Origin of the sequence: Lutibacter sp., from assembly GCF_030692605.1 — a bacterium.
GTDB lineage: Bacteria > Bacteroidota > Bacteroidia > Flavobacteriales > Flavobacteriaceae > Lutibacter.
In genome coordinates, this window is sequence record NZ_JAUYUD010000017.1 from 22467 (window position 1) to 44546 (window position 22080).

A 22080-nucleotide genomic window follows, 5' to 3' on the forward strand; every position below is an offset into this window, starting at 1 on the left:
TGTAGTGCAAATTAATCAAAAATAAAACCAAAAACATATTCTTAGTTTGTAAATTTGCGAACGAGTTAGAAAATTTAATTTTTTTATAATGATAAAACTTAGTGTTAATATAAATAAAATTGCAACATTACGGAATGCAAGAGGTGGTAATTTTCCAAATGTGGTTAAAGTTGCAAGTGATATTCAGGATTTTGGAGCGCAAGGAATAACCATTCATCCAAGACCAGATGAGCGGCACATAAGATATCAAGATGCATACGATTTAAAAAAAGTAGTAACTACCGAATTCAATATTGAAGGAAATCCTATTCAAAAATTTATGGATATGGTGTTAACTATTAAGCCAGATCAAGTTACGTTGGTACCTGATGGGATTGATGCTATAACATCTAATTCTGGTTGGGATACTATTAAAAATCTTGATTTTTTAAAAGAAATTATTGCTGAATTTAAATTAAAAGGAATAAGAACTTCAATTTTTATAGACACCAATTTAAAATTTATTGAAGCCGCCGCAAAAACAGGTACTGATAGGATTGAATTGTATACTGAAGAATACGCAACACAGTATGAATTAGGTAATAAAGAAGCTATTAAACCCTATATTGAAAGTGCAATTTTGGCTTCAAACTTAGGAATGGGTATTAATGCTGGGCACGATTTAAGTTTGAATAACATTCAATATTTTGCACAAAACATTCCAAATTTAATGGAAGTTTCTATCGGACATGCATTAATAACCGAATCGTTATATTATGGGTTAGATAATGTAATTAATATGTATAAATATAAGTTAAAAGTTAAAAGTTAAAAGCAAAAAAGAAAGGCAATAGGCAAAAGCAGTTGAATTATCTATTTTTTATGGTATTTTAAACTTATTTCTTAAAACTTAAAACTTAAAACTTAAGACTTAAAACTTAAAACTCATTTCTTAAAACTTACTTCTTAAAGCTCAAAATTCACAACTCAAAATGAAACTTTTACATTCAACAATTATTGGAAATGGACAGCCTTTTATCATTCTTCATGGATATTTTGGAATGAGTGATAATTGGAAATCATTGGGAATTCAGTTTGCTGAAAATTTTGAAGTGCATTTAGTTGATCAACGTAATCATGGACGAAGTTTTCACACAGATGAATTTGATTATGAACTTTTAGTGGAAGATTTATACAATTATATTAATCATTATAAATTAAATAAAGTTGTACTTCTCGGACACTCTATGGGAGGGAAGGTTGCAATGTTATTTGCCACAACCTATCCTGAAATAGTGGATAAATTGATAGTTGCAGATATTAGCCCTAAGTTTTACAAACCACATCATCAACAAATATTAGCAGCATTAAATGCTGTTAATTTTTCAATACATAATTCACGTCAAAAGGTTGAAGAAATTTTAAGAATCTATATAAAAGAAGAAGAAATTTTACAGTTTATGTTAAAAAATTTATATTGGGAATCAAAAGGTAAATTGGCATTTCGTTTTAATTTAACTAGTTTAACAGAAAATAATTCGGAAGTGGGTGAAGCGTTGGCATCATTTAGTTATTTTGATGAGAAAACGTTATTTTTAAAAGGAGAAAACTCGAATTATATTATTAAAGAAGATGAACCATTGATTAAAACTCATTTTTCAAATTCAATAATTGAAACAATAAAAAAAGCAGGACATTGGTTACATGCCGAAAATCCAACCCAATTTCATAAAAAAGTTTTGTCTTTTTTGTCAAATAAGTAAGTTGAATATCCTTATTAATATTGCAGAAAGTGATTAAATTTTACAAACAACCAATTAATAATTAATTAGAAATAAATGAAAACAGTTTTAAGAATGTTATTAACAGCAATTGCAGTTGTTATAATCGCAAAATATTTACCAGGTGTAGAGGTAACCAATTTCACAAATGCTATGTTTGTAGCAATTGTATTGGGCTTTTTAAGAATAACAGTACAACCCATTCTTGTAATTTTAACATTGCCTGCAACTATTTTAACACTGGGACTATTTTTGCTGGTAATAAATGCAGTAATTATAATGTTAGCAGGTTATTTTGTAACTGGTTTTAGTGTTTCTGGATTTTGGACAGCATTACTGTTCAGTATATTATTATCAATGTTTCAATCCATATTATTTTCTTTTTTGAAAGAAAAAGAACAAAAATAGTTGAAATTGAGTGTGTTAAATATTGTTGAAATACATAAAAAGTAGTACTTTTGCACCCAATTTTTAATGATTATAGTAAAAAAAGTATAAGATGAATATTACAAAAGAAAATATTGATGCGTTAAATGCAGTAGTGAAGGTTGAAATTACAGCGGAAGATTATCAAGAAAAAGTAGCCAAAATTCTTCAAGATTACCGTCAAAAAGCAAATATTCCTGGTTTTAGAAAGGGTCATGTACCTATGGGCTTAGTGAAAAAACAATATGGTAAATCTATTATGATAGATGAGGTTAATAAATTACTTCAAGATTCTTTGAATAAATTTTTAACTGAAGAAAAGTTAGATATATTAGGGAATCCTTTACCTAAAATTCAAGATAATTTTTCATGGGAAGAAGACAATTATTCATTTGAATTTGAATTAGGTCTTGCTCCTCAATTTGATGTTAAATTAGATGCTAAAAAGAAAATCACTAAATATAATATTGTTGCAGATAAAGAGCTTTTAGCAAAAGAAGTTGAAAACATTCAAAAACGTTATGGTAAAATAGTTACTAAAAATGTTGTTGAAGAAGGTGTAACTATTGCTGGGACTTTTGTGAATGAAGAAAAAGAAATTAATAAAAAATCTACCATTTCTTTAGAGTCCATTAAGGGTAAAATCAATCAAAAGAAATTTATTGGCAAAAAAGTAGGTGATGTAGTTGTGGTTTCTACTAAAGGTCTTTTTGATGATGATCATAAATTAATGGGAGCTCTTGGTGTTTCGCATGATGAAATACATGGTTTAGATATTGAAGTTTCAATTACCATTGAAGAAATTAATGTAACGGAATTAGCTGAAATTAACCAAGAATTATTCGATAAAATATTTGGACCTGAAGTTGTAAAATCCAAAGAAGAATTAAACGCTAAAATCAAAGAAGATGCTGAGAAGCAATTTCAAACACAAGCTGATCAGCAATTATTAAATGCAGTTACTGAATATTTGATTGAAAACACAAAATTCGATTTGCCATCTGAATTTTTGAAAAAATGGTTGGCTGTTGCTGGGGAAAAACCAATGACTCCTGAACAAGCTTCTGAAGAATTTGAAAAATCTGAAAAAGGGTTGCGTTATCAATTGATTGAGGGTAAAGTAATGAAAGATAACGAAATTCAAATTAATTTTGACGAATTGAAAGAATATGCTAAGGGCTTTGTAAAGTCTCAAATGGCTCAATACGGACAATTAAATCCTGAGGAGAAAGATTTAGAAGATATTGTACAACGTGTATTAAGTAATCAAGATGAAGCAAAAAGATTACAAGACCAGTTAGTAAGTCAGAAATTACTAAATTTCTATAAAGAGAATATAACTTTTAAAGAAAAAGAAGTTAACTACGAAGAATTTGTAAAAGAAGTTTATAAATAATAGTTTTTCATTTCCCTATAATTAAAAACGTCTTGAAGAATTTCTTTAAGGCGTTTTTTTATGTGGTTTTATCGAAATCTTAACAAAATAAACTCCCAAGAATTAAATTCAATTGTGCACAATAAAAATGGAAACAAAAAAAACTGTATTTTAACCGCGATCTAAATTGGGTTCATTTTAATAGTAGGATTTTAAACAAGAAATCAATCTAAATACGTAACTAATTAATCAATGGCATCATGTCTTTACAAATTGAAATCAACAAACTAACGGCAATCATAGTTGATGATGAACTTCACGGCAGGGAAAATCTTAAATTGATTATTAAAAATTACTGTCCGGAGATTGAAGTTAAGGGAAGTGCTGATTCGGTTGTTTCGGCAATAGCTTTGGTAAAAAATCATTCGCCCGACGTTGTTTTTCTAGATATTAATATGCCGGTACTTGATGGATTTGACTTTCTTAACGAATTTGAAGATCGAAAATTTATGGTGGTATTTGTGAGTGCTCATGATGAATTTGGAATCAATGCGGTAAAAGTTGGTGCAGCAGATTATCTCTTAAAACCAATAAATATCAAAGAACTCAAACAGTGCGTTAAAAAACTGTTGTGTATAAATGGTAAAAAAAACAGTGCCAAACCTGTTTTAGAAAACAATAAACTGATTATTTCTGCTTCCCGTGGATTTAACATTCTCAATATCGACGATATTTTGCGTCTGGAAGCTGATGGTTGTTATACCACAATTCTCACTAAGGACAAAAAAAACTCCGTAATATCGCGCACCTTAAAAGATTTCGAAGAATCATTGCCAAAAGAATATTTTTTTCGGATTCACAAATCCCATCTTATTAACTTGAAATATATCAAGGACTATTCGAACTTTAGCGGAAACTTTGTTACGATGACCGACGGCAGTAAAGTTGAAATATCTCGCCGAAAAACACCAGAATTTATCCAGCGGGTAAAAACATTTCTAAATACCGTTTAGAGATGCTTAAAAAAAATATAATTTTTGCTGTATTTTTTCTTTTTTGTTTCTCAAATATTCATTCGCAAACCCCATCTTATTATCATTATACTTCATCCGACGGATTGGCTTCTTCCACCGTTTACGACATTATTCAAGATAAAGACGGATTTATGTGGTTTGCCACCGCAAATGGAATAAGTAAGTTTGACGGCAATCACTTTGCCACATTTCGAACCAAAGATGGTTTAAATTCCAACTCAATTATTTCTCTTTTGGAAGGAAGAAAAGGCGAATTATACATCGGTAATTTTGAAAAGGGAATTAATGTTTTAAAAAATGGTAAAATTGAAAATTATTGCAGTGTAATTGACGGCAAAAGTTTGGTGATTTCTTACTTAATATTTGACACTTCAAAAAAAAATGAACAGAAAATTATTGCATATAATGGTTGGGGTGATATTAATTTAATCAGTGAAACCGCATCGGGTAAACTGAGTACAAAAATTATTAAGGCCTTTCCCGTTTACATCAATAAATTAGAAAAACTGGCAAATAGTGATTTAATGGCTTTAACTACAACGGGTTTGTATGATTTTAAAGTTGAATCACTTTCAAAATTGAACATCAAAGGTTTGCCCGAAACTTCAGTTTTTTGTCTCGCCAACGGCAATGACGGGAGTTACTATATCGGCACAAAAGGAACAATTTACCAATTAAAAAACAAGGCTATAATTGGCACATATAAAATAGATTTAGCGAGCAACAATGAGGTTACCGCTATTTTAAGCGATAAAAATAATAATATTTGGTTTTCAAACAGAAATTCGGGTTTTTATATGATTCCAAACGGTTCAAACAAAATAATAGATATTGGAAGTAAATTAGACCTACAAAATACGTTGGTAAATAAATATTTTGAAGATAAGGAAGGTAATATTTGGATCAGTACTTTTGGAAAAGGCGTTTATTGCATTAACAATCTTTACCTAAAAAGTTATAATGAAAATGACGGATTGCACAATAATAACGTTTATGCTATTGCTAAAGTAAGTTCGGGAAAATTATTATTGGGTACTTTTAATGGCGTAAGTATTTTAGAAAACGGAAAATTCGACCAGATCAAAAATAAAAATGATAAAACTTTATCGGAATATATTTATAACATTAAAAATTTAAATAATGAATTTTATGTTTGTGGGTCAGTTGTAAAAAACGACACATCCACTATTTCTTATAAAGACATAAAATTGCATTTGTTTGATGGACTTTCATTTTGCAAATTAAGCAATGGATTGTACTTGTTTGGAGGAAGAACAAATTACATAAGAGTGCAAAATAAGTTTAATGATGATCAAAACCAAGCATCACAAGTCTTTGTTTTTGGTGAAGATCGCAGTGCAAACCGAATCAATCAAATTTTTGAGGATTCAGAAAAAACACTTTGGATTGGCACCGGACATGGTTTGTGCAAAGCATCAGTTTTGCTTGATAAAACTGGGAAACTAACTTTAAAGAAAACCTTTTTTAAATCCAATTCAATTTTAAATTCGAAAATAAATGCCATTATTCAAGATAATGACCACAACATTTGGGTTGCAGGCGAAAAAGGGATTGTTCGTTATAATCTAAAAAACAATTCCATTACAGACTATGAAAATATTGGGGATCAGGATTTATCATCGTCTACTTCAGTTGTTTCCGACAAAAAAAACAGAATTTGGGTTGGAAATATGAAGGGTCTTTATTTGGTTGATGGCAACACAATTAAATATTTTAATAAGCAAACCGGCCTTCCGTCGGATGAAGTTTATTCACTCTTTTACGATGAGGAAAAAAATCAGTTAGTAATTGGTTCAAGTGCAGGTATTACATTTTTGGATATTGATTTATTTGACAAGGATATTTCTCCAAAGCTCCAAGTGAAAATTATGGGCGTAAAAGCAGGGGATTCAGTTTACACAAATTATAACCATTTGGTTTTTGGGCCTGAACAACGGAATGTTTCCATTAACTTTAAAGCGCTAAACTTTTCTTCTTCAGGCTCTGTGAGATATCAGTATAGATTAGATGACAGCAAATGGAAAGAAACGCACGATGATGTTCTTAATTTTCTTTCCCTAAAAAACGGAAAATACAATCTTCTCATTAGAGCAAAATCCCAAAATGGAAATTGGAGCAATCCGGCCCAGATTTCCTTTGAAGTGAAACCTCGTTTTACAGAAACCGTTTGGTTTAAATTTTTGATGTTATTGATTGTTGCACTGGTTTCCAGCTTAATGGTGGCTTGGCAAGCCAGAATTCAACAGCGTAAAACACGTAAAAAACTAAAATTGAATCAGAGAATTAACGACCTAAAACATCAAGCTTTGTCGGCCATGATGAATCCGCATTTTATTTTTAATTCCCTTAATTCCGTACAATATCTTATCAACAGCAACAGGAATGAAGAAGCCAATGATTATATAGCGATGATGGCTAAATTGATTCGAAAAAATTTGGAAACCGCCGGAAGCGGATTTATACTTTTATCCGAAGAAGTCAACCGGCTGAAACTTTATTTGAATTTGGAGAAGCTCCGATTTCAGGAAAGGTTTTCTTATGAGATTATAATAGGGAATGACATAGATTCAAATGCAATAATGATTCCAAATATGATTCTTCAGCCCTTTGTTGAAAACGCACTTTGGCATGGCATTATTAACTCGGGTGTCAAGGGGATGGTGAGCATTTCTTTTTCTTTTGAAAATGTAGAAATTGATGCTGAAATTTGTAAATCGTTAATGATAAAAGTTACCGACAATGGTATTGGAATTATTGAAGCCAGAAAACATAAAAAAGCGAATCATATTTCAAAAGGCATTGAAATTATTGAAGAACGTCTCCGGTTGTTGAGCGAAAAAATGGAATTGCCCCAGCCAATTATGATTGACGATTTAAGCAACCAAAATAATAATACACATGGTACCGAAGTTATCATTTCTCTGCCGCCACCTCTTTATCAAATAATTCAAAAGGGATAAAATTTCTTTCACACTTACCGTTAAATTACCAAAACCTACCGTTCGTTTATTGGGTGCTACCGCAAAATTATTAACTGTTGCAATGATTGATATTATAGTTAAATTTGAATAAAAGCTATCAAAATGAATTGGATTGGCTGGCTATTAAGCCTTATCATTATGCTATTGTTGTTTGTTGCGGGAGCCATTTTGTGGAATCCCTTGCGCTTATTAATTTCAGGAAAAAAAGTTGAAGGAGTTGTAATTGGATTGGCCAAATCACCTGGATCAGCTGGGCAGGATTCACTAAAAGCGCCAATTTTTGAATTTACAACCTTAAATGGAGAAAAAACAAAAGTGAGCGGTCGGGATTTTTCAAATTCTACCTCCGTATATATTGGTAAAACTGTTCCCGTGGCTTATGAGCAATCAAATCCAAAAAATGCCCAAATAATGTTATTCAAGGAATTTCCAATAGGAATTGTGGCTACTTTATTTGGTTTTGCAGTTTTCATTTTATTGATTTGGATTTCTGGCATTCTCATTTCCGGGGATCCAAGATTGGATGATCCGTTCCATCTTTTACCTATGTTAATTGCCAATTTACAATTAAATCCATATCGTTTCCCCGTTTATTTTTTGTTGTCAATAGTGATTCCTGTTAGTGGCACTGGTACTTATTTGCTTACCGCAAGTGCGCTTGATTTACGTGCCAATGGAATTAAAACTGTTGGAGAAGTATTGAGATTTGAAAGAATAATTTCAAAAACAAATGATGGCAGAGCTACGAGTGGCATATTTCCTATGGTTACTTATAAAGACGCTTCTGGCAATTCTCATATTATTAAAAGATCAATGGCAAAACCGCTAACCCGCTTAAAACCCGGTGATTTGGTTTCAGTAATCTACCCAGCTGAACATCCTGATCAAGGCGTTGTAAATACGTGGGACGAGTTTTGGCCACCTCCTATCTTTTTTGGCTTTGTGATGATTGCTTTTCTATGGCTGCTTTATTTAATGCTGACTGGGAAAATTCAGCTCTAATTTATTGAATATTAGTAATAGAATCGCATTTTTTTATTTTTAATTGTCACATTTTTACCGTTAAATTAGAAATACCTACCGTTAGTTTATTAATACCTGCCGTACGCTTGTTAGCTATTGCGATAACCGATTCTTGTATTTAGATTTGATACAAAAGCCAAAGCTCCCATGTGGAATTTTCTAAAAAATTTGAAGCATTTATTTACAAGGAAGCAATCTGTTTCCACACCGCTTTTAATTATTAAAAAAGGGGCTGATAATGCTAATGTGAAAGAATACAACTCAATTGAAGAAGCCATTGCCGATATAGAAAACGACCCGAACGTTCCCGCGGAAAAAATAGAAAAGCTAAAATCGTCCATCAGAATGTTAAAGGACAAAACTTCCATAAAAATCAGAAATGGTGAAATCATAAAATAAAACAGAACAATTATGAAGAAATATCTTGCACTTCTATTATTGGCAATTTCTTTTCAAGGTTTTGCGCAATCCAATCTTATTACCGGTATCAACATTTCACTGCCTGCCAATCCGGATGCAAATATTGCCGAATGGTCTAAATCAATGCCGCCGCTTATGATTTCTGCACAAACCAGAATGGAACAAGGAAAAGTGTCGCCGATGGTTCAGGAAAGCAGTATTTTGGTTTCCATAAAAGGCAATGGTGTCGTTTGTGGTCATTATTCGATTGACAATGCTCCGGCAAGTAATTTTAATTCCCCTGCAAAAGTATGGTCGGGCGAAACAGCGCTTAACTTATTGGGCGAGGCTTGTGTTTTAAAACCGGGTATTTATGAATTTTGTGTAAAGTTCTATGGCAATGGCGCTGCTGGCCAGGTTTTGATTGGTGAAGCTTGTAAGTCATTCACCATAAAAGAAACTGAGCGTAAATCTTATCAGCCACCTCAGGCTTTAGCGCCCGTAAATGGACTTTCCTATACAACTGGTGACTTCGCGCAACCACAGTTGTTTCGTTGGACGCCCGTAATACCAAAACCACAAGAGCCTGTAACGTATCGATTAAAAGTTTGGCAAATGATGCAAGGACAAACAAGTACACAAGCCATGCAAGTTAATCAGCCTATTATTACCAAAGATGTTGAAAATATGACACAAATTGTCATAAATAATATTTTAGATGATCCTTGCAAGCCACCATACCTCTGCGATTTTGTTTGGAATGTGCAAGCGTTGAACAGGGAAGGAAACCCAATTGGGGATAATAAAGGAATGAGCAGCCCTTTTCAGTTTGCAGTAAATAAAGCTGCTCCAAATGTTAATAAATCGCAGCCTGTTGTTGAAGAGGAGGTAGTGGTTCCAACAGGAAGCCTTGCGGCTAACGACACCATTTATGCCGGTTACAATGGCGAATTTGCCATTATTACAACACAAGTTAGCGGCACCAATAAATTTTCAGGAAAAGGGACCGCCTTCATAAATTGGCTAAAGGCGCGAGTGAGCGTTAAATTTGACAGTATTACTGTTGATGCCAATAAAAAATTGCTTACAGGAAAAATTTCAGCGGAAATTGATGATACTGCACCTGTTTATCCGCAAGATTGGGCTTTAGAAATTGCGGCAAACAATCCTTGGTTAAATAATATGGTTACAAGTCATGTAACTTGGGTTGAAAGCAAAATCAATCAAACAATTCCCTATAATAATTTAACAGAAGTAACAACTCCGGTGAAATTGCCTTTGGGACTTAATTTTCCAAACGGAGATCAATTGGCGATTACTGAAATGGTTTTTAGAAATAACAAATCTGAATTCAATATGGTAACTTCTAAAACTACGCCTCAAGACTGGGGAAATCCTGTTCAATTGGTTGGTTTTATCGCTAAAAATATTGAATTTCATCCCAGCAATATTAAAATGCCACCCAATAGAATAGAACTTGTTGAAGATGTCACCATTATTGCAAATCCTAAAATTAATTTCACCTTTAAAAAACCCACAAATTCAAATACGGGCTGTTTTGTTGAATGGGGCGAAAATGGATTTTCGCAATTCGGAATCGAAATACATTCTGAGTTTACGAGAGATTGGTTATTGCCTTCTCCTGATGACGGAATCTCAAAAACCAAGGCAAAACTATTTGCTTTAGGCACTGCATGGAATGATTTGGTTTTAACAGGTACTTTGGAAAAGTCTGAAATAGTTTCCGCACAAGGAATGACGGTTTTGGCAGATAGTTTGTCTTATGATATGTCGGATGTTTTAAATCCGCCAAGCATCACTTTTCCGCAAAATTATGATGGAGAAACCTCTAACTTATTCAGGGGTTTTTATATGAAAGAACTGGTGGTGGAAATGCCGGCAACTTGGCAAACCCATTCTGGCGGCAAACCTCAAATTTCAGTGCAAAATATGATTATTGACAATACCGGTATCACGCTATTTGCGGAAGCCACCAATGTTGTTCAGTTTCCCAACGCAAACGTTGCCGATTTGGTAGCAAGCATTGATACGGTTCATGTGGAAATTGAATCGAGTTCACTTGTTGAAGCAAGTGTTAAAGGCCGAATTGGATTGCCGGTAAGCAAAGCAGATTCTATCCAAAATCCTTTAAAATACATAGCGCTATTCAATAACGCGCAATTGCCTTCCCAAACAAGCTATTTTCAATTAACCATTGAACCGACGGGTCCAATTTATGCAAATTTGTTAAAAGGCGTCATGACGCTTGCCCAAACCTCAAATATTGTTGCCTATGTTGATAAAAATAAAAAAACATTTAATACAATGCTCAATGGAAATTTTGTTTGGAACAACGTGAAATTAGGGCCGGTGAAAAATGTAAATATGAACTTAGGGTTTCAAGGGATTGCCATGAATTATGACTCAAGTTTGGCAAGCAATAAATTTACTTTCAATGCGGGCGCATGGTCATTTGCGAGCCCTCAAAAATTCTTGGCAAATTTTCCGGTTACCATAGACAATATCGGATTTAAGCAATTGACAACTACAGGCAATCAGTTACTTCATGGAAAATTAAATTTCGACGTAATTTTTAATTTGTCGACAGATGTGGGAGGGCAATCTAAATTGGCCGTTGAATTGGCAATTGAAGACAATCAAAATGCTTCAGGATTGGGAAAATTTAAACCAAAATATATTGGAACCAGTATTTCTGACATCAGTGTTTATGCTAATTTACCGGCCGTTTCTATTGATGGAACTATTCAATTCAGAAATGACGATCCCGTTTTTGGAAATGGTTTCAAAGGAACGCTTCAAGCAACTTTTAAAGCCCCAAAAGTGAGTATTTCAGCCTTGGCTGAATTTGGAAACACCAGTTATCTTCATACCTCAACCTACAGATATTGGCGTGTGGAAGCAGCGGCAATTTTTCAGCCTGGCTTGCCATTTTTACCGGGAGTTGCTTTTTATGGCTTTGGAGGAGGAGCCTCTAACAATATGTTGGCTACAATTAATAACAGCACCAAAAAATATGACTTTACGCCTAAAAAAGGTTCTTTAGGATTTAAAGTGCTTGCCGTTATAGGAACTACGCCTAAAGTTGAAACCTTTAATGCTGATGTTGGGTTAAACGGACAATTTTCAGCAGGCCAAGGAATGTACAATATTGGTTTTACGGGCGATTTTTATATTGGCGCGCCATTACTTCCCCTAATAGACAGAAATAAAGCGCAAATTAAAGGAAGTGTTATTGCCGACTATAATTTTCCTGACAAGCATTTTTATATGTACGCGGCAGTTACTGTAAATGCGCCGCCAATCACCACACCAAGCCCGGCAGAATTAACCTTGGACACAAACGGGAAAACAAACAAATGGTTTTTTAAGTTTGGAGAGCCTACCGACACTAATGTTGTAACTATTTTTGGTGTAAATTTATATGAATATTTAATGTTTGGAAATGACATTAAGGCTCCCGTAAATGGTTTTACCGAAGGTTTTAGAAACAGCTATTACAGTGTTGTGAATCAATATCCGGGCATACCTTCATTTCCTGGCGTAGATGGTAATTCTGCTACCGGAAGAGGTTTTGCTTTGGGCGTGGGAATAAAAATCGATAAAAATTTTAATGAACATATTGTAAATGGATACTATTTAAATCTTATACTGGCTGCAGGAGCAGAAGTCAATTTAAGTATGATGGAATACCTTGGACAAAATTGTGCCAATCCTTCACAACGTATTGGTTTAAATGGTTGGAGGGCAAGGGGAAATATAGGTTTTTATGTTGATGCAGCCGCAAAAGTGGTTAAAGGAAATGACACCTGGAACTTGGCAAATTTAAAAGCAGGTGGCTGGTTAGACGCTAAATTTCCAAGACCAACTTATGTGGCCGGTGCCGTTCAGGGAAATATACAAATTGGACACTCAACAGCAAGGGCTCATACGTTTGCCCCCGGCCAATGTACAGATAAATATTGCACGCACAAGTGGCCTAATGGTAATTTAAAACATACACTTATTAATGGAGTAACTGGACTTTTATGCAGTAATATCACAAATACTTGCTCGCATATTATAAATAATTATCTTGTAAACCAATCGTTTAATAAAACTTTTGACTGGGGTGATAATTGCGGAAGCGGTGACACAACACAGCCAGCAAGCACTGGGCCTGCGATTGCGCAACAAGATGCTGCGGCAGACCAAGAACAGCTGCTAATAAAATATGTGCATCCCGGCACCACTTATAATTTTCCTATAACCATGCCAATTGCCGTAAAATATGGCTTGCCGCTAAATGAGGAATTTGATATTTCCGAACAGCAAAGTAGCGGCAGCATCATCAACAGAACATTTAAATTGGTGACTACGGTAACGCTTCAAGAAAAAAATGAAACTACCGGCGTATATGCAACCATCAATAAAAAATTCAGCAAAAATAATTTAGGGGAATATTTGTATGTAAAACTTGGTGCAATTCAAGCTCAATCTATTGTGGCGCCTGTCACAAATAGTAAAAATAATCCGCTCACACCACAATCGGCTGTTCAGCAAATTGCAAGTATGCCGGTTAGCAATGTGCCTAATAATATCAGCAATGTTAGTTTGTCTAAAAATGTTGCATTGCAAACTTTTTATCCTGCCCCTGAAGTCGGTGAATATGATAATTTACCTCCAGAACCGGCCGCTGTCGTAAATTCTCTTGAGGTAAATAAATGGTATAAAATTATTGTGACAGCCAATTTAAAGGAATTTAAAAATAACGTTTGGGTAAATGCGCTAAAATCAAATGGAAGTCCGGTTACGCAAACAGTAATCAAAACTTTCAGAACAGGGCCAATGCAACTGGTTAGCACTAATAAAGTCATTAATAACAATATTAAAAGCAACTAATGAAACGAGCATTACAAATTTTGATATACAAAGGAATAATTAATGGCGAACCTGCCAGCCGGCAGGCAGGCAGCCATCTGTTACCGCTAAAAAATAAAATTTAAACAGATGAAAAAATCTATAAATAAATATTCGATCCTATCAATGGTGCTATTTATGTTTTTTTCAAGCATAAATGCACAAGAAAGCAATGAGGAACAGCCAACAAGCATTATCAATATGGTTGCGCGTTACTTACCAGATAACAATGCGGTAGAAATGCGATTTTTTCCCGACAAGAAATCTATTTTATACTCTGGCATAAAAAATGGCTTTGTGGTAGAAAGAGCAGAAATTTCTGAAGGAATAGCTGTTGAAGCAGATTTAAAATATATCAAAATTGCTGAAGTTTTTCCCTTTGATGAAGCGCAATGGACTGCCGCTTTTTCAAAAGGAAACCAAGAAACAAAGCACAGCTTAAACCTTGCAAAAGACTTTTTTGACAATATAGAAAAACAAACTGGAGGAAAATTCAATTTTGATGAGGGTATCAAAGAAATGAAAGAACAAAAAAGCAAGGAAGATTTTGAATACTTAATTTTTGTGATGAATGCCATTAAAGATAAGGATGTAGCCGAAGCCATTGGATTATCATATACAGATAAAAGCGTCCAAAAGGATAAAAATTACTTGTATCGGATTAAATTAAGCAAAGAACCAAAATCTGCTTACAAAGTGGTTGGTTTGCCTTTTAATATTGAAACTTCCGTAAATAAAAAGCAAGAAGCACGAAAAATATACACGGTAACAGGCGATAAAGAACTGTCTTTCCTTTGGGAAGAAAACGATATGGTTTCCGGCGCTTTGGTTGAACGAAAAAACAACAAAACCGGAAAATATGAACCGTTGAATGAAACGCCTGTATACACGCTGGGTGAAACATCAAATCGCAATGGCTATAAAGATGAAAATTTAACAAATTACCAATGGTATGAATACCGTTTTTATGGGCACAATCCTTTTGGGGAAAAAATACTTTTTGGTTCGGCCAAAGCAATGCCTAAAGATCTTACGCCTCCAAAAAAACCGCAGCTTATTAAAGCCAAACATGAAAAATTTGATGAGGTATTGATTGAGTGGAATATTACAGATCCAATTGATAGTGATTTAAAAGGATTTATAGTGGCTCGCGGTGAAACCAATGATGGAAATTTTCAAATTCTGCATCAAAATTTATTGTCAAAAAGCACAAGAAGTTTTACCGATAAAACTTTTAATAGTGTAAAAAGCAATTATTATGTGATTCAGGCAATTGACACCAGCGGAAATATAAGTTCTACAACACCTGCTTTTGTAACAATTACAGATTCAATTCCGCCCGTAAAACCTAAATTTATTTCAGGAAAAATAGATTCTTTGGGCATTGTTACCATAAACATTGAGTTAAACAAAGAAATAGATTTAATGGGCTACAGATTGTACAAGTCCAACAGCGATGAACATGAATTTTCTTTGATACGTGAAGGTTTTAGTGAAAACGATTCAATAGTTAAGCCAGTTCAAATAATTTTTAAGGATACGGTTACTTTAAACTCACTAACGCCTTATATTTATTATAAAATTATTGCGCTCGATTATAATTTTAACCAATCAGAATCTTCCGAAATATTAAAAGTGAAACGTCCAGATAAAATTCCACCAACAACACCGGTATTCAAAAATGTAATTGTTAAACAAAATGAAATAGAACTGCATTTTGCATTAAGCGAAAGTGAAGATGTTGTGGAACAATATCTCTATCGAAAATTAAAAGCAGAAGCGCCTTGGGAATTGCTCAGCAAATTGGACAATAAGTTAACATCCTATACCGATAAAAAGTTAAAGCAGGCTACCGTTTATTTTTATTCTTTGCGCGCAAAAGACGACAGCAATTTATTTTCTGAATATGCAAAACCTGTTGTTGGAAAACCATTTGACAATGGCGTACGGCCACCTATAAAAAACCTTGTCATTAAAAAGGACGATAAGGATATTTCACTTTCTTGGGAATATGAATTCTTGAATGACAATACCTATTTTGTAATTTATAAAGCAGATAAAAAGGGCAATTTAATTCAGTATAAAAACACCACCAAACTTCTTTTTAAAGAACCTGTTGGCAAAGAAACAAACAGTTATGCGGTTAAAGTATTCACAAAAGATGGCGGCCAGTCAAAAATTAGCAATACGGTAATCATTAGATAACAGAAGACGGTTGGCGTGAAAATTTCAATTTAAAAATGTTATTTATGTTTTTAATGAATTTAAAAAAATATGCAAAATGAAGGATTCCTGTTTCATCATTAAGCAACATAATTTTTAATCAAAACCAAATGAAGCAACTCAAACTAACGGCAGTAATTATTATTTTGTTGCTTGCGTTTAAAGCAAACGCCCAAGAAAAGAAATATGCTTTTTCCATAAAAGGCGATATGGGAATTTGGTATGAGGGTTATGGGCTCGATAAAAATCCAAGTCCGGCCGTACCCGATTTTTATTCCGCCAGAAAGCCATGGAATTTAGTGCGATATTCCTTCAATCCAACTTTTTCAATTGGCAAATGGGAAATTCCCATGAATTTTAATTTCAGCCCTATGATAACCAATTTCATCACACCGGCTGGAACGAAACAAAATGTGTGGCAATTTTTAACAAATCCGGCTAATAATTTTGGTTTGCGCCCTAAAATTGGAACCACAGAATTTCTGTTGGGTACACAAACCCTGAAATACAGTGATTTAAGTACAGGAGATTTGGGTGTTTTTGGTTACGGCGTAAATTTATCGCCGGGAAAATTCAGAATAAAATTATTTAAAGGCGTATCACAAAGTCCTGTCAATTACGAAGCGCCAACGCTTCCTAATCCTGCTGGCGTTATTGGTGCTTATCAACGCAACCAATGGATGGCACAAATTGGTCTTGAAAAAGAAGGAAGCTATTTTACCGGATTCAATTTTGTAAAATCTATAGATAAACGAAATTCCGTAACGTCGCCGCCATTAACGCCTATTGATCCGCAGGAAAACATGGTCGTTACTTTTTTAACTACGGCCAATTCAGAAAACGGATGGAAATATCATATTGAACTCGGACAAAGTTTTCATACGCTTAATTTAAATACGCCGTTATCTTCTGTGCCGGTGGAAGATTTTAAGCCTTTTATCAACGCCCATACTTCCTCTTCTATGGACCATGCAGTTTTATTGAGCCTTGCCAAAAAAGGACAAGATTGGGAAATTGGCACAAAATTTAAATATTTTGGTGCCGGCTATTTTACCGCGGGATATCCTTTTATGAACAATGACCTGATTGATTATTTAATTGATGCGCGGTTTAACGCATGGAAAAAGAAAGTGAATGTCGTTGCCAGTGTCGGCGAGCGTTTTGGAAATTTAAGCCTTACTTCTGGTCCGGACAAAACCAGACAAATTATTGCCAATGTGAATGTATTTACGCAATTTAGCGACAAACTTAGTTTGAATATGAGTTTTAATAATTTTGGTTATGATGCACCTGATTTATCAGGATATAAAAGCGTAAGCAATGAACTCAGTGTAAATCCTTCCTATACTTGGAGCAACACTAAAATGAGCCACTTGATAAGCGCAACTTACACACAAAGCACGTATGATGAAACCATTGTTTTTGTTACCACACATAACAATACACAAACAGCATTGCTTCTTTATGTTCCAACATTTTTTGAAAAAAAAATAAGTCCGGATTTTAGTTTAATGTGGTTCAAAAATACAGCACCTGCAATTGACCTTTCTTTGTTTACCGCTTCAAGCGGATTGAAATGGAAGGTGAACCAAAAATTTAACTTAAAAGGTCAAGTGCAATACAATTTAACCACGATGAAACCTTTTACCGCCAATAAAAATTTATTGGCAACTGCGGGCTATGAGTGGGAAATTTATAAAAAATTGTCTTGGCAATTTTCGTTGACGGCCAATGTTTTCAAATTTGGAACAGAATTGCCCGGAAACTCTTTAATTCCAATTTACTCAGGCAATCCACAGTATTTTGAGACGACTATGCGGACAGGTTTGCGTTATAAATTTTAAAAAACTAACGAATATTCAACTGAAATGAAAAAATATAATTTAATAACAGCCCTCGGATTTTTTCTGATTTTTCAGATGGCCCAGTCGCAAATTACCGTAAACTTGGCGTTAAACAGCAGGCCGCAACCTTGGTTGTCGCAATGGGTAAATCCGATAAACGGACAAATGATTATCACCTATATGAAAGGACCTGTGCAAGGCGAGGCACAGGTTAAACTCAGAACAACTTTATTGGATGAAAGCGGAAGTGTTGTTGGCGCCTCAAATATAAATGCATCTCGTGTTTATACTTTAAGAGAAGGCGTAAACCTATATACCATGGCCGATGCTTTGCAATTGCAAAATTTGGTGTTGTCGGGAAAAGTGCAAAATACGCTGCAACGCACGGGGCGATTGGCCGCTGGTCAATATCAGTTAAAAGTTGAAGTGATGAATGTTTCTGGCGAGGTGGTTTTTGCGCGTCAAACCCATTCGTTTTTTATCACTTCTTACCAATTGCCTAAGTTAATGGTTCCGGCTGATGGTGCTGAATTGGACGCACTTGTTGCCCAAAGTTTAATTACTTTTCGCTGGACTGGATTGGTGCCAAATACTGCGGAACTTCCCACTTACCGGGTACAGGTTTTTGAAATTCTGCCCGGACAAACGCCAATGCAGGCATTTCGTGGAAACTTTCCCATTTTAGATGAACCCGCTTTGCGTGGCACAACACAATATATTTGGAGAACCAGTCTGCCGATGTTAGACGACACCGCCAACCAAAAATTTATCTGGACGGTACAAACACTCGATATGGAAGGACACCCAATTCCAACCAATGATATGAATATTCAGGGAAGAAGTGAACCCGCCGTTTTCACCATCATAAACCAAATGGGCGCCGGCAAACAAGATAAAACGGACGAAGATTAAATAAAAGCGCATGAAAAAAATTATCAGCATCATCGTTTTGGGAATTTTAGCACTTCAACTAACTGCCCAAGTATCGGAAGAAAGAAAGCCTTCAACTTTGGCGTTTCATGTTTTTTATAACGATTTTAATACCGCGCAGCAAATCAAAATAAGCTCTTTAAATAATGTGCTTAAAAATCATCTTTGGAGCAAAATTGGAGCTATGCAAACAGGATTTGGAATTAATTACTTAAAGGGAATTCGCAATAAAATTGATTTTGTCGCCACGCTTGATGGCAGTTGGACAGATTATCTTTATGACGACGGAACATCTTACGGAAGCAATCAATTTTTATTGGACGCCAATGCTGCACTGAATTTTAAAATGTTGACCGATCGGCATACGCTTGTGCCATATATTTCAAGTGGCGTTGGGGTTTCGTTATATCAGGGCAAAACGGGTTTTTATGTTCCCGTTGGCGCCGGATTGCAATTCAATGTATTTGATGAAGCTTTTATTTTTACCAATATTCAGTACCGTTATGCGTTGACTTCCGCTGTCAATGATCATTTTTATTATACAATTGGCATCGCTATAAGCATCGGTAAAAATAAAGTAAAACCAGCGGAAATAGTTGAACCAATAATCAAAGAAATATCGAACAAGAATATGGTGGTTTCTGTTTATGACGAAGCTACAGGCTTGCCTTTAGCCAATGTGGAAGTTACGATTGGCGGAGCAGACAATCAAAAACGAAATGCGTTTACCGATGCCGACGGAAAAGCAATTTTTTCTTCAATTGCGCCTTCAGATTATAGCGTTTCGGGTTTGTTAAATCATATCAATTCTTCAACCCAAAATATTGAAAAATCAGCTTTTGAGACGGAAGAAAATCAAATTAATATCAGTTTAACGCACAATGATCCGAAGTTTACATTGAAAGGAGTGGCAATTAATAAGACTCAAAATATTCCCGAAGGCAATGTGGTTATCAAAATCACCAACGATACAAAACAGACGATGGTTTCCGAGCAAAGCCATTCAGAAAATGGTGTTTTTCAAACCCAACTGGAAGCTGAAAGCGATTTTACGCTTGTTGGAAAAAAAGCCAATTATATCTCTAACATTGTAAAAGTAAGCACTAAAGGTTTAAACAGAAGCGCAACGCTTTTTGTCAATTTAGAATTGGCCATTGAAGAAGCAAAAGTTGGACAAAGCATTGTTTTGAACAATATTTATTTTGAAGTTGGCAAAGCAACTGTTAATACTGCTTTTTCAACAGATTTGGATAAATTAATACAATTTCTTAAAGACAATACCGAAACAAAGCTTGAGATACAAGGACATTCAGACAATACAGGAAGTTTGAACCTTAATAACAAACTAAGTCAAGCTCGCGCAAACAGTATTGTGGATTATTTGGTAAAGCAAGGAATTGACAGTCTCCGACTTTCAGCAAAAGGTTTTGGGCCATCGTTGCCAATAGCCGACAATACAACGGCGGATGGCAGAGCCAAAAACCGACGTGTGGTTATTAAAGTGATGCAATAAAGTTGGATTATACGTTTTATAAATCAAAAAACGCCTTAAAGAAATTCTTTAAGGCGTTTTTTTATGTGGTTTTATGCTTTTAATTTGGCGGGATTACTTCCGCTTTTGTCCGCGTGTGAGCGGTTTTTTGTATTTTTTCGCAATTTCTCTTCGATACGAACCGCCTAAATTTGTTTTTTTGTTTTTATCTTTCTTTTCGTGAAAACCGGAACCAATAGTTGTTGAGCGTCTGTCATTATTACTTTCTCGAATTGATTTAGGCATTTCTTCATCAATCATTGCTTCAGAAATTTCAATGGTTAAAGGAAGATCTAATACTTCAATTTCAGTAAACATTAAAACTTCGATTTCACTCAAATACTCAGCTTCTTCTTCAGTAAATAATGATATTGATGTTCCTTTTTGCTCAGCTCTACCTGTTCTTCCAATTCTGTGAATATAATTTTCAGGCTTTTTAGGAATATTAAAATTGATTACATGGCTTACATTCGTTAAATCGATTCCACGTGCAACAATATCAGTTGCAATTAAAAAGGAGAAAAGATTATTTTCAAAATTATGAACTGATCGTAATCTGTAATTTTGAGTTTTGTTTGAATGTATTACTTGTGTTTGTTTTGGGAATGCAAGTTCAAATTCATTAAATAAAATGGTAGCCTGATTTTTATTTTTTACAAATATCAATACTTTTCTAAAGGTAGTTTTATCTTTTAAAAGTGTTGTTAAAAAGTTAACTTTGGTATAAAAATTAGGTACTGGATAAGCTAGTTGGGTTATTGTATCCAACGGACTACCGCTAGCTGAAACTTCAATTTTTATGGGAGATTTAAAGAATTCGTTTAATAATTTATCTACTTCAAAAGTTAAGGTTGCAGAAAATAATATATTCTGACGGTTTTTTGGCAACAAATCGAGCAACGTAATTAGTTGAGGTCTAAAACCTAAATCTAACATTTCATCAACTTCATCGATCACTAATTTTCGAATAGTTTTTAATTTTAAAATACCATCTAAGGTCAGATCTAATAACCTACCTGGAGTAGCAACCAAAATGTCTAACCCAGCAAAAACAACTTGTTTATCGTTATTTATATTAGTACCACCATAAATTCCGGCATATCTAATATTTATATAAGGTGTTAATTTTTTTAGTTCTTCAACAACTTGAACTACTAATTCTCTTGTTGGAACCACAATTAAAACACGTGGATGTTTTTGTTTTGAAAATGTAATTTGTCTAAGAATAGGTAATAAATAAGCGTATGTTTTACCTGTTCCAGTTTGAGCAATTCCAATAACATCTTTACTACTCATTATTACAGAAAATGCTTTTTCTTGAATAGGTGTTGGTGTAACAAATCCCATATCATCCAAGGCATTTAATAAGGATCGGTTTAAATTTAAGTCAGAAAAAGTCATTAAAAAGTATTTTTTGCAAATGTAATACTTAATTAATTAAAACAAAGAGTAGTAGAATAGTGTGAAAAATAAGACGAAATAAATAAATAAAATTATTATTTAGAAGGAATGTAGGTTGGTATGTGTTAATATGAGTGTTTTAAAATTAGGAATGGTAGCGCATAAGTCAAAAAAAAGCTCAAAGATTTTATATCTATGAGCTTTACCCAACTAAA

14 protein-coding genes are annotated in these 22080 nt (G+C 34.2%); 13 read left to right on the forward strand and 1 reads right to left on the reverse strand.

Annotated elements, in window-relative coordinates:
• Positions 1-88: 88 nt before the first annotated feature.
• From Q8S45_RS01610 to Q8S45_RS01670, 13 genes are all read left to right on the forward strand, one after another.
• A complete protein-coding gene (locus Q8S45_RS01610; RefSeq protein ID WP_305600631.1) occupies positions 89-811 on the forward strand; it encodes a pyridoxine 5'-phosphate synthase in 723 nt (240 codons plus the stop codon).
• 160 nt (positions 812-971) lie between these two features.
• Positions 972-1742 (forward strand): alpha/beta fold hydrolase, encoded by a 771-nt coding sequence (locus Q8S45_RS01615; protein ID WP_305600633.1) that lies wholly within the window; start codon positions 972-974, stop codon positions 1740-1742.
• A gap of 75 nt (positions 1743-1817) precedes the next feature.
• On the forward strand, positions 1818-2168 hold the full coding sequence (locus Q8S45_RS01620) for a phage holin family protein (protein WP_305600635.1): 351 nt from the start codon (positions 1818-1820) through the stop codon (positions 2166-2168).
• A gap of 91 nt (positions 2169-2259) precedes the next feature.
• Positions 2260-3582: a trigger factor gene (gene tig / locus Q8S45_RS01625; protein WP_305600637.1), complete on the forward strand. Its 1323-nt coding sequence runs from the start codon at positions 2260-2262 to the stop codon at positions 3580-3582.
• Positions 3583-3821: 239 nt separating this feature from the next.
• Positions 3822-4574 carry a LytTR family DNA-binding domain-containing protein gene (locus tag Q8S45_RS01630; protein WP_305600638.1) on the forward strand — a complete coding sequence of 251 codons (753 nt, stop codon included), beginning with the start codon at positions 3822-3824 and terminating at the stop codon, positions 4572-4574.
• A 2-nt stretch (positions 4575-4576) separates the two neighbouring features.
• Positions 4577-7576: a two-component regulator propeller domain-containing protein gene (locus tag Q8S45_RS01635; RefSeq protein ID WP_305600639.1), complete on the forward strand. Its 3000-nt coding sequence runs from the start codon at positions 4577-4579 to the stop codon at positions 7574-7576.
• 123 nt (positions 7577-7699) lie between these two features.
• Complete coding sequence (locus Q8S45_RS01640; protein ID WP_305600640.1) at positions 7700-8599, forward strand: DUF3592 domain-containing protein; 900 nt, start codon at positions 7700-7702, stop codon at positions 8597-8599.
• 189 nt (positions 8600-8788) lie between these two features.
• Positions 8789-9019 carry a hypothetical protein gene (locus Q8S45_RS01645; RefSeq protein ID WP_305600642.1) on the forward strand — a complete coding sequence of 77 codons (231 nt, stop codon included), beginning with the start codon at positions 8789-8791 and terminating at the stop codon, positions 9017-9019.
• A gap of 12 nt (positions 9020-9031) precedes the next feature.
• Positions 9032-13918, forward strand: coding sequence for a hypothetical protein (locus Q8S45_RS01650; RefSeq protein ID WP_305600644.1), 4887 nt, complete (start codon positions 9032-9034; stop codon positions 13916-13918).
• Positions 13919-14026: 108 nt separating this feature from the next.
• Positions 14027-16141: a fibronectin type III domain-containing protein gene (locus Q8S45_RS01655; protein ID WP_305600646.1), complete on the forward strand. Its 2115-nt coding sequence runs from the start codon at positions 14027-14029 to the stop codon at positions 16139-16141.
• A gap of 164 nt (positions 16142-16305) precedes the next feature.
• A complete protein-coding gene (locus Q8S45_RS01660; RefSeq protein ID WP_305600648.1) occupies positions 16306-18003 on the forward strand; it encodes a hypothetical protein in 1698 nt (565 codons plus the stop codon).
• Positions 18004-18027: 24 nt separating this feature from the next.
• Positions 18028-18915 (forward strand): hypothetical protein, encoded by an 888-nt coding sequence (locus Q8S45_RS01665; protein ID WP_305600650.1) that lies wholly within the window; start codon positions 18028-18030, stop codon positions 18913-18915.
• Positions 18916-18925: 10 nt separating this feature from the next.
• Positions 18926-20446 carry an OmpA family protein gene (locus Q8S45_RS01670; RefSeq protein ID WP_305600652.1) on the forward strand — a complete coding sequence of 507 codons (1521 nt, stop codon included), beginning with the start codon at positions 18926-18928 and terminating at the stop codon, positions 20444-20446.
• Between the two features lie 93 nt (positions 20447-20539).
• Here the strand turns inward: Q8S45_RS01670 and Q8S45_RS01675 are convergent, their stop codons facing one another.
• Entirely contained in the window at positions 20540-21865 is a 1326-nt protein-coding gene (locus Q8S45_RS01675) for a DEAD/DEAH box helicase (RefSeq protein WP_305600653.1), read from the reverse strand.
• Between the last annotated feature and the right edge of the window lie 215 nt (positions 21866-22080).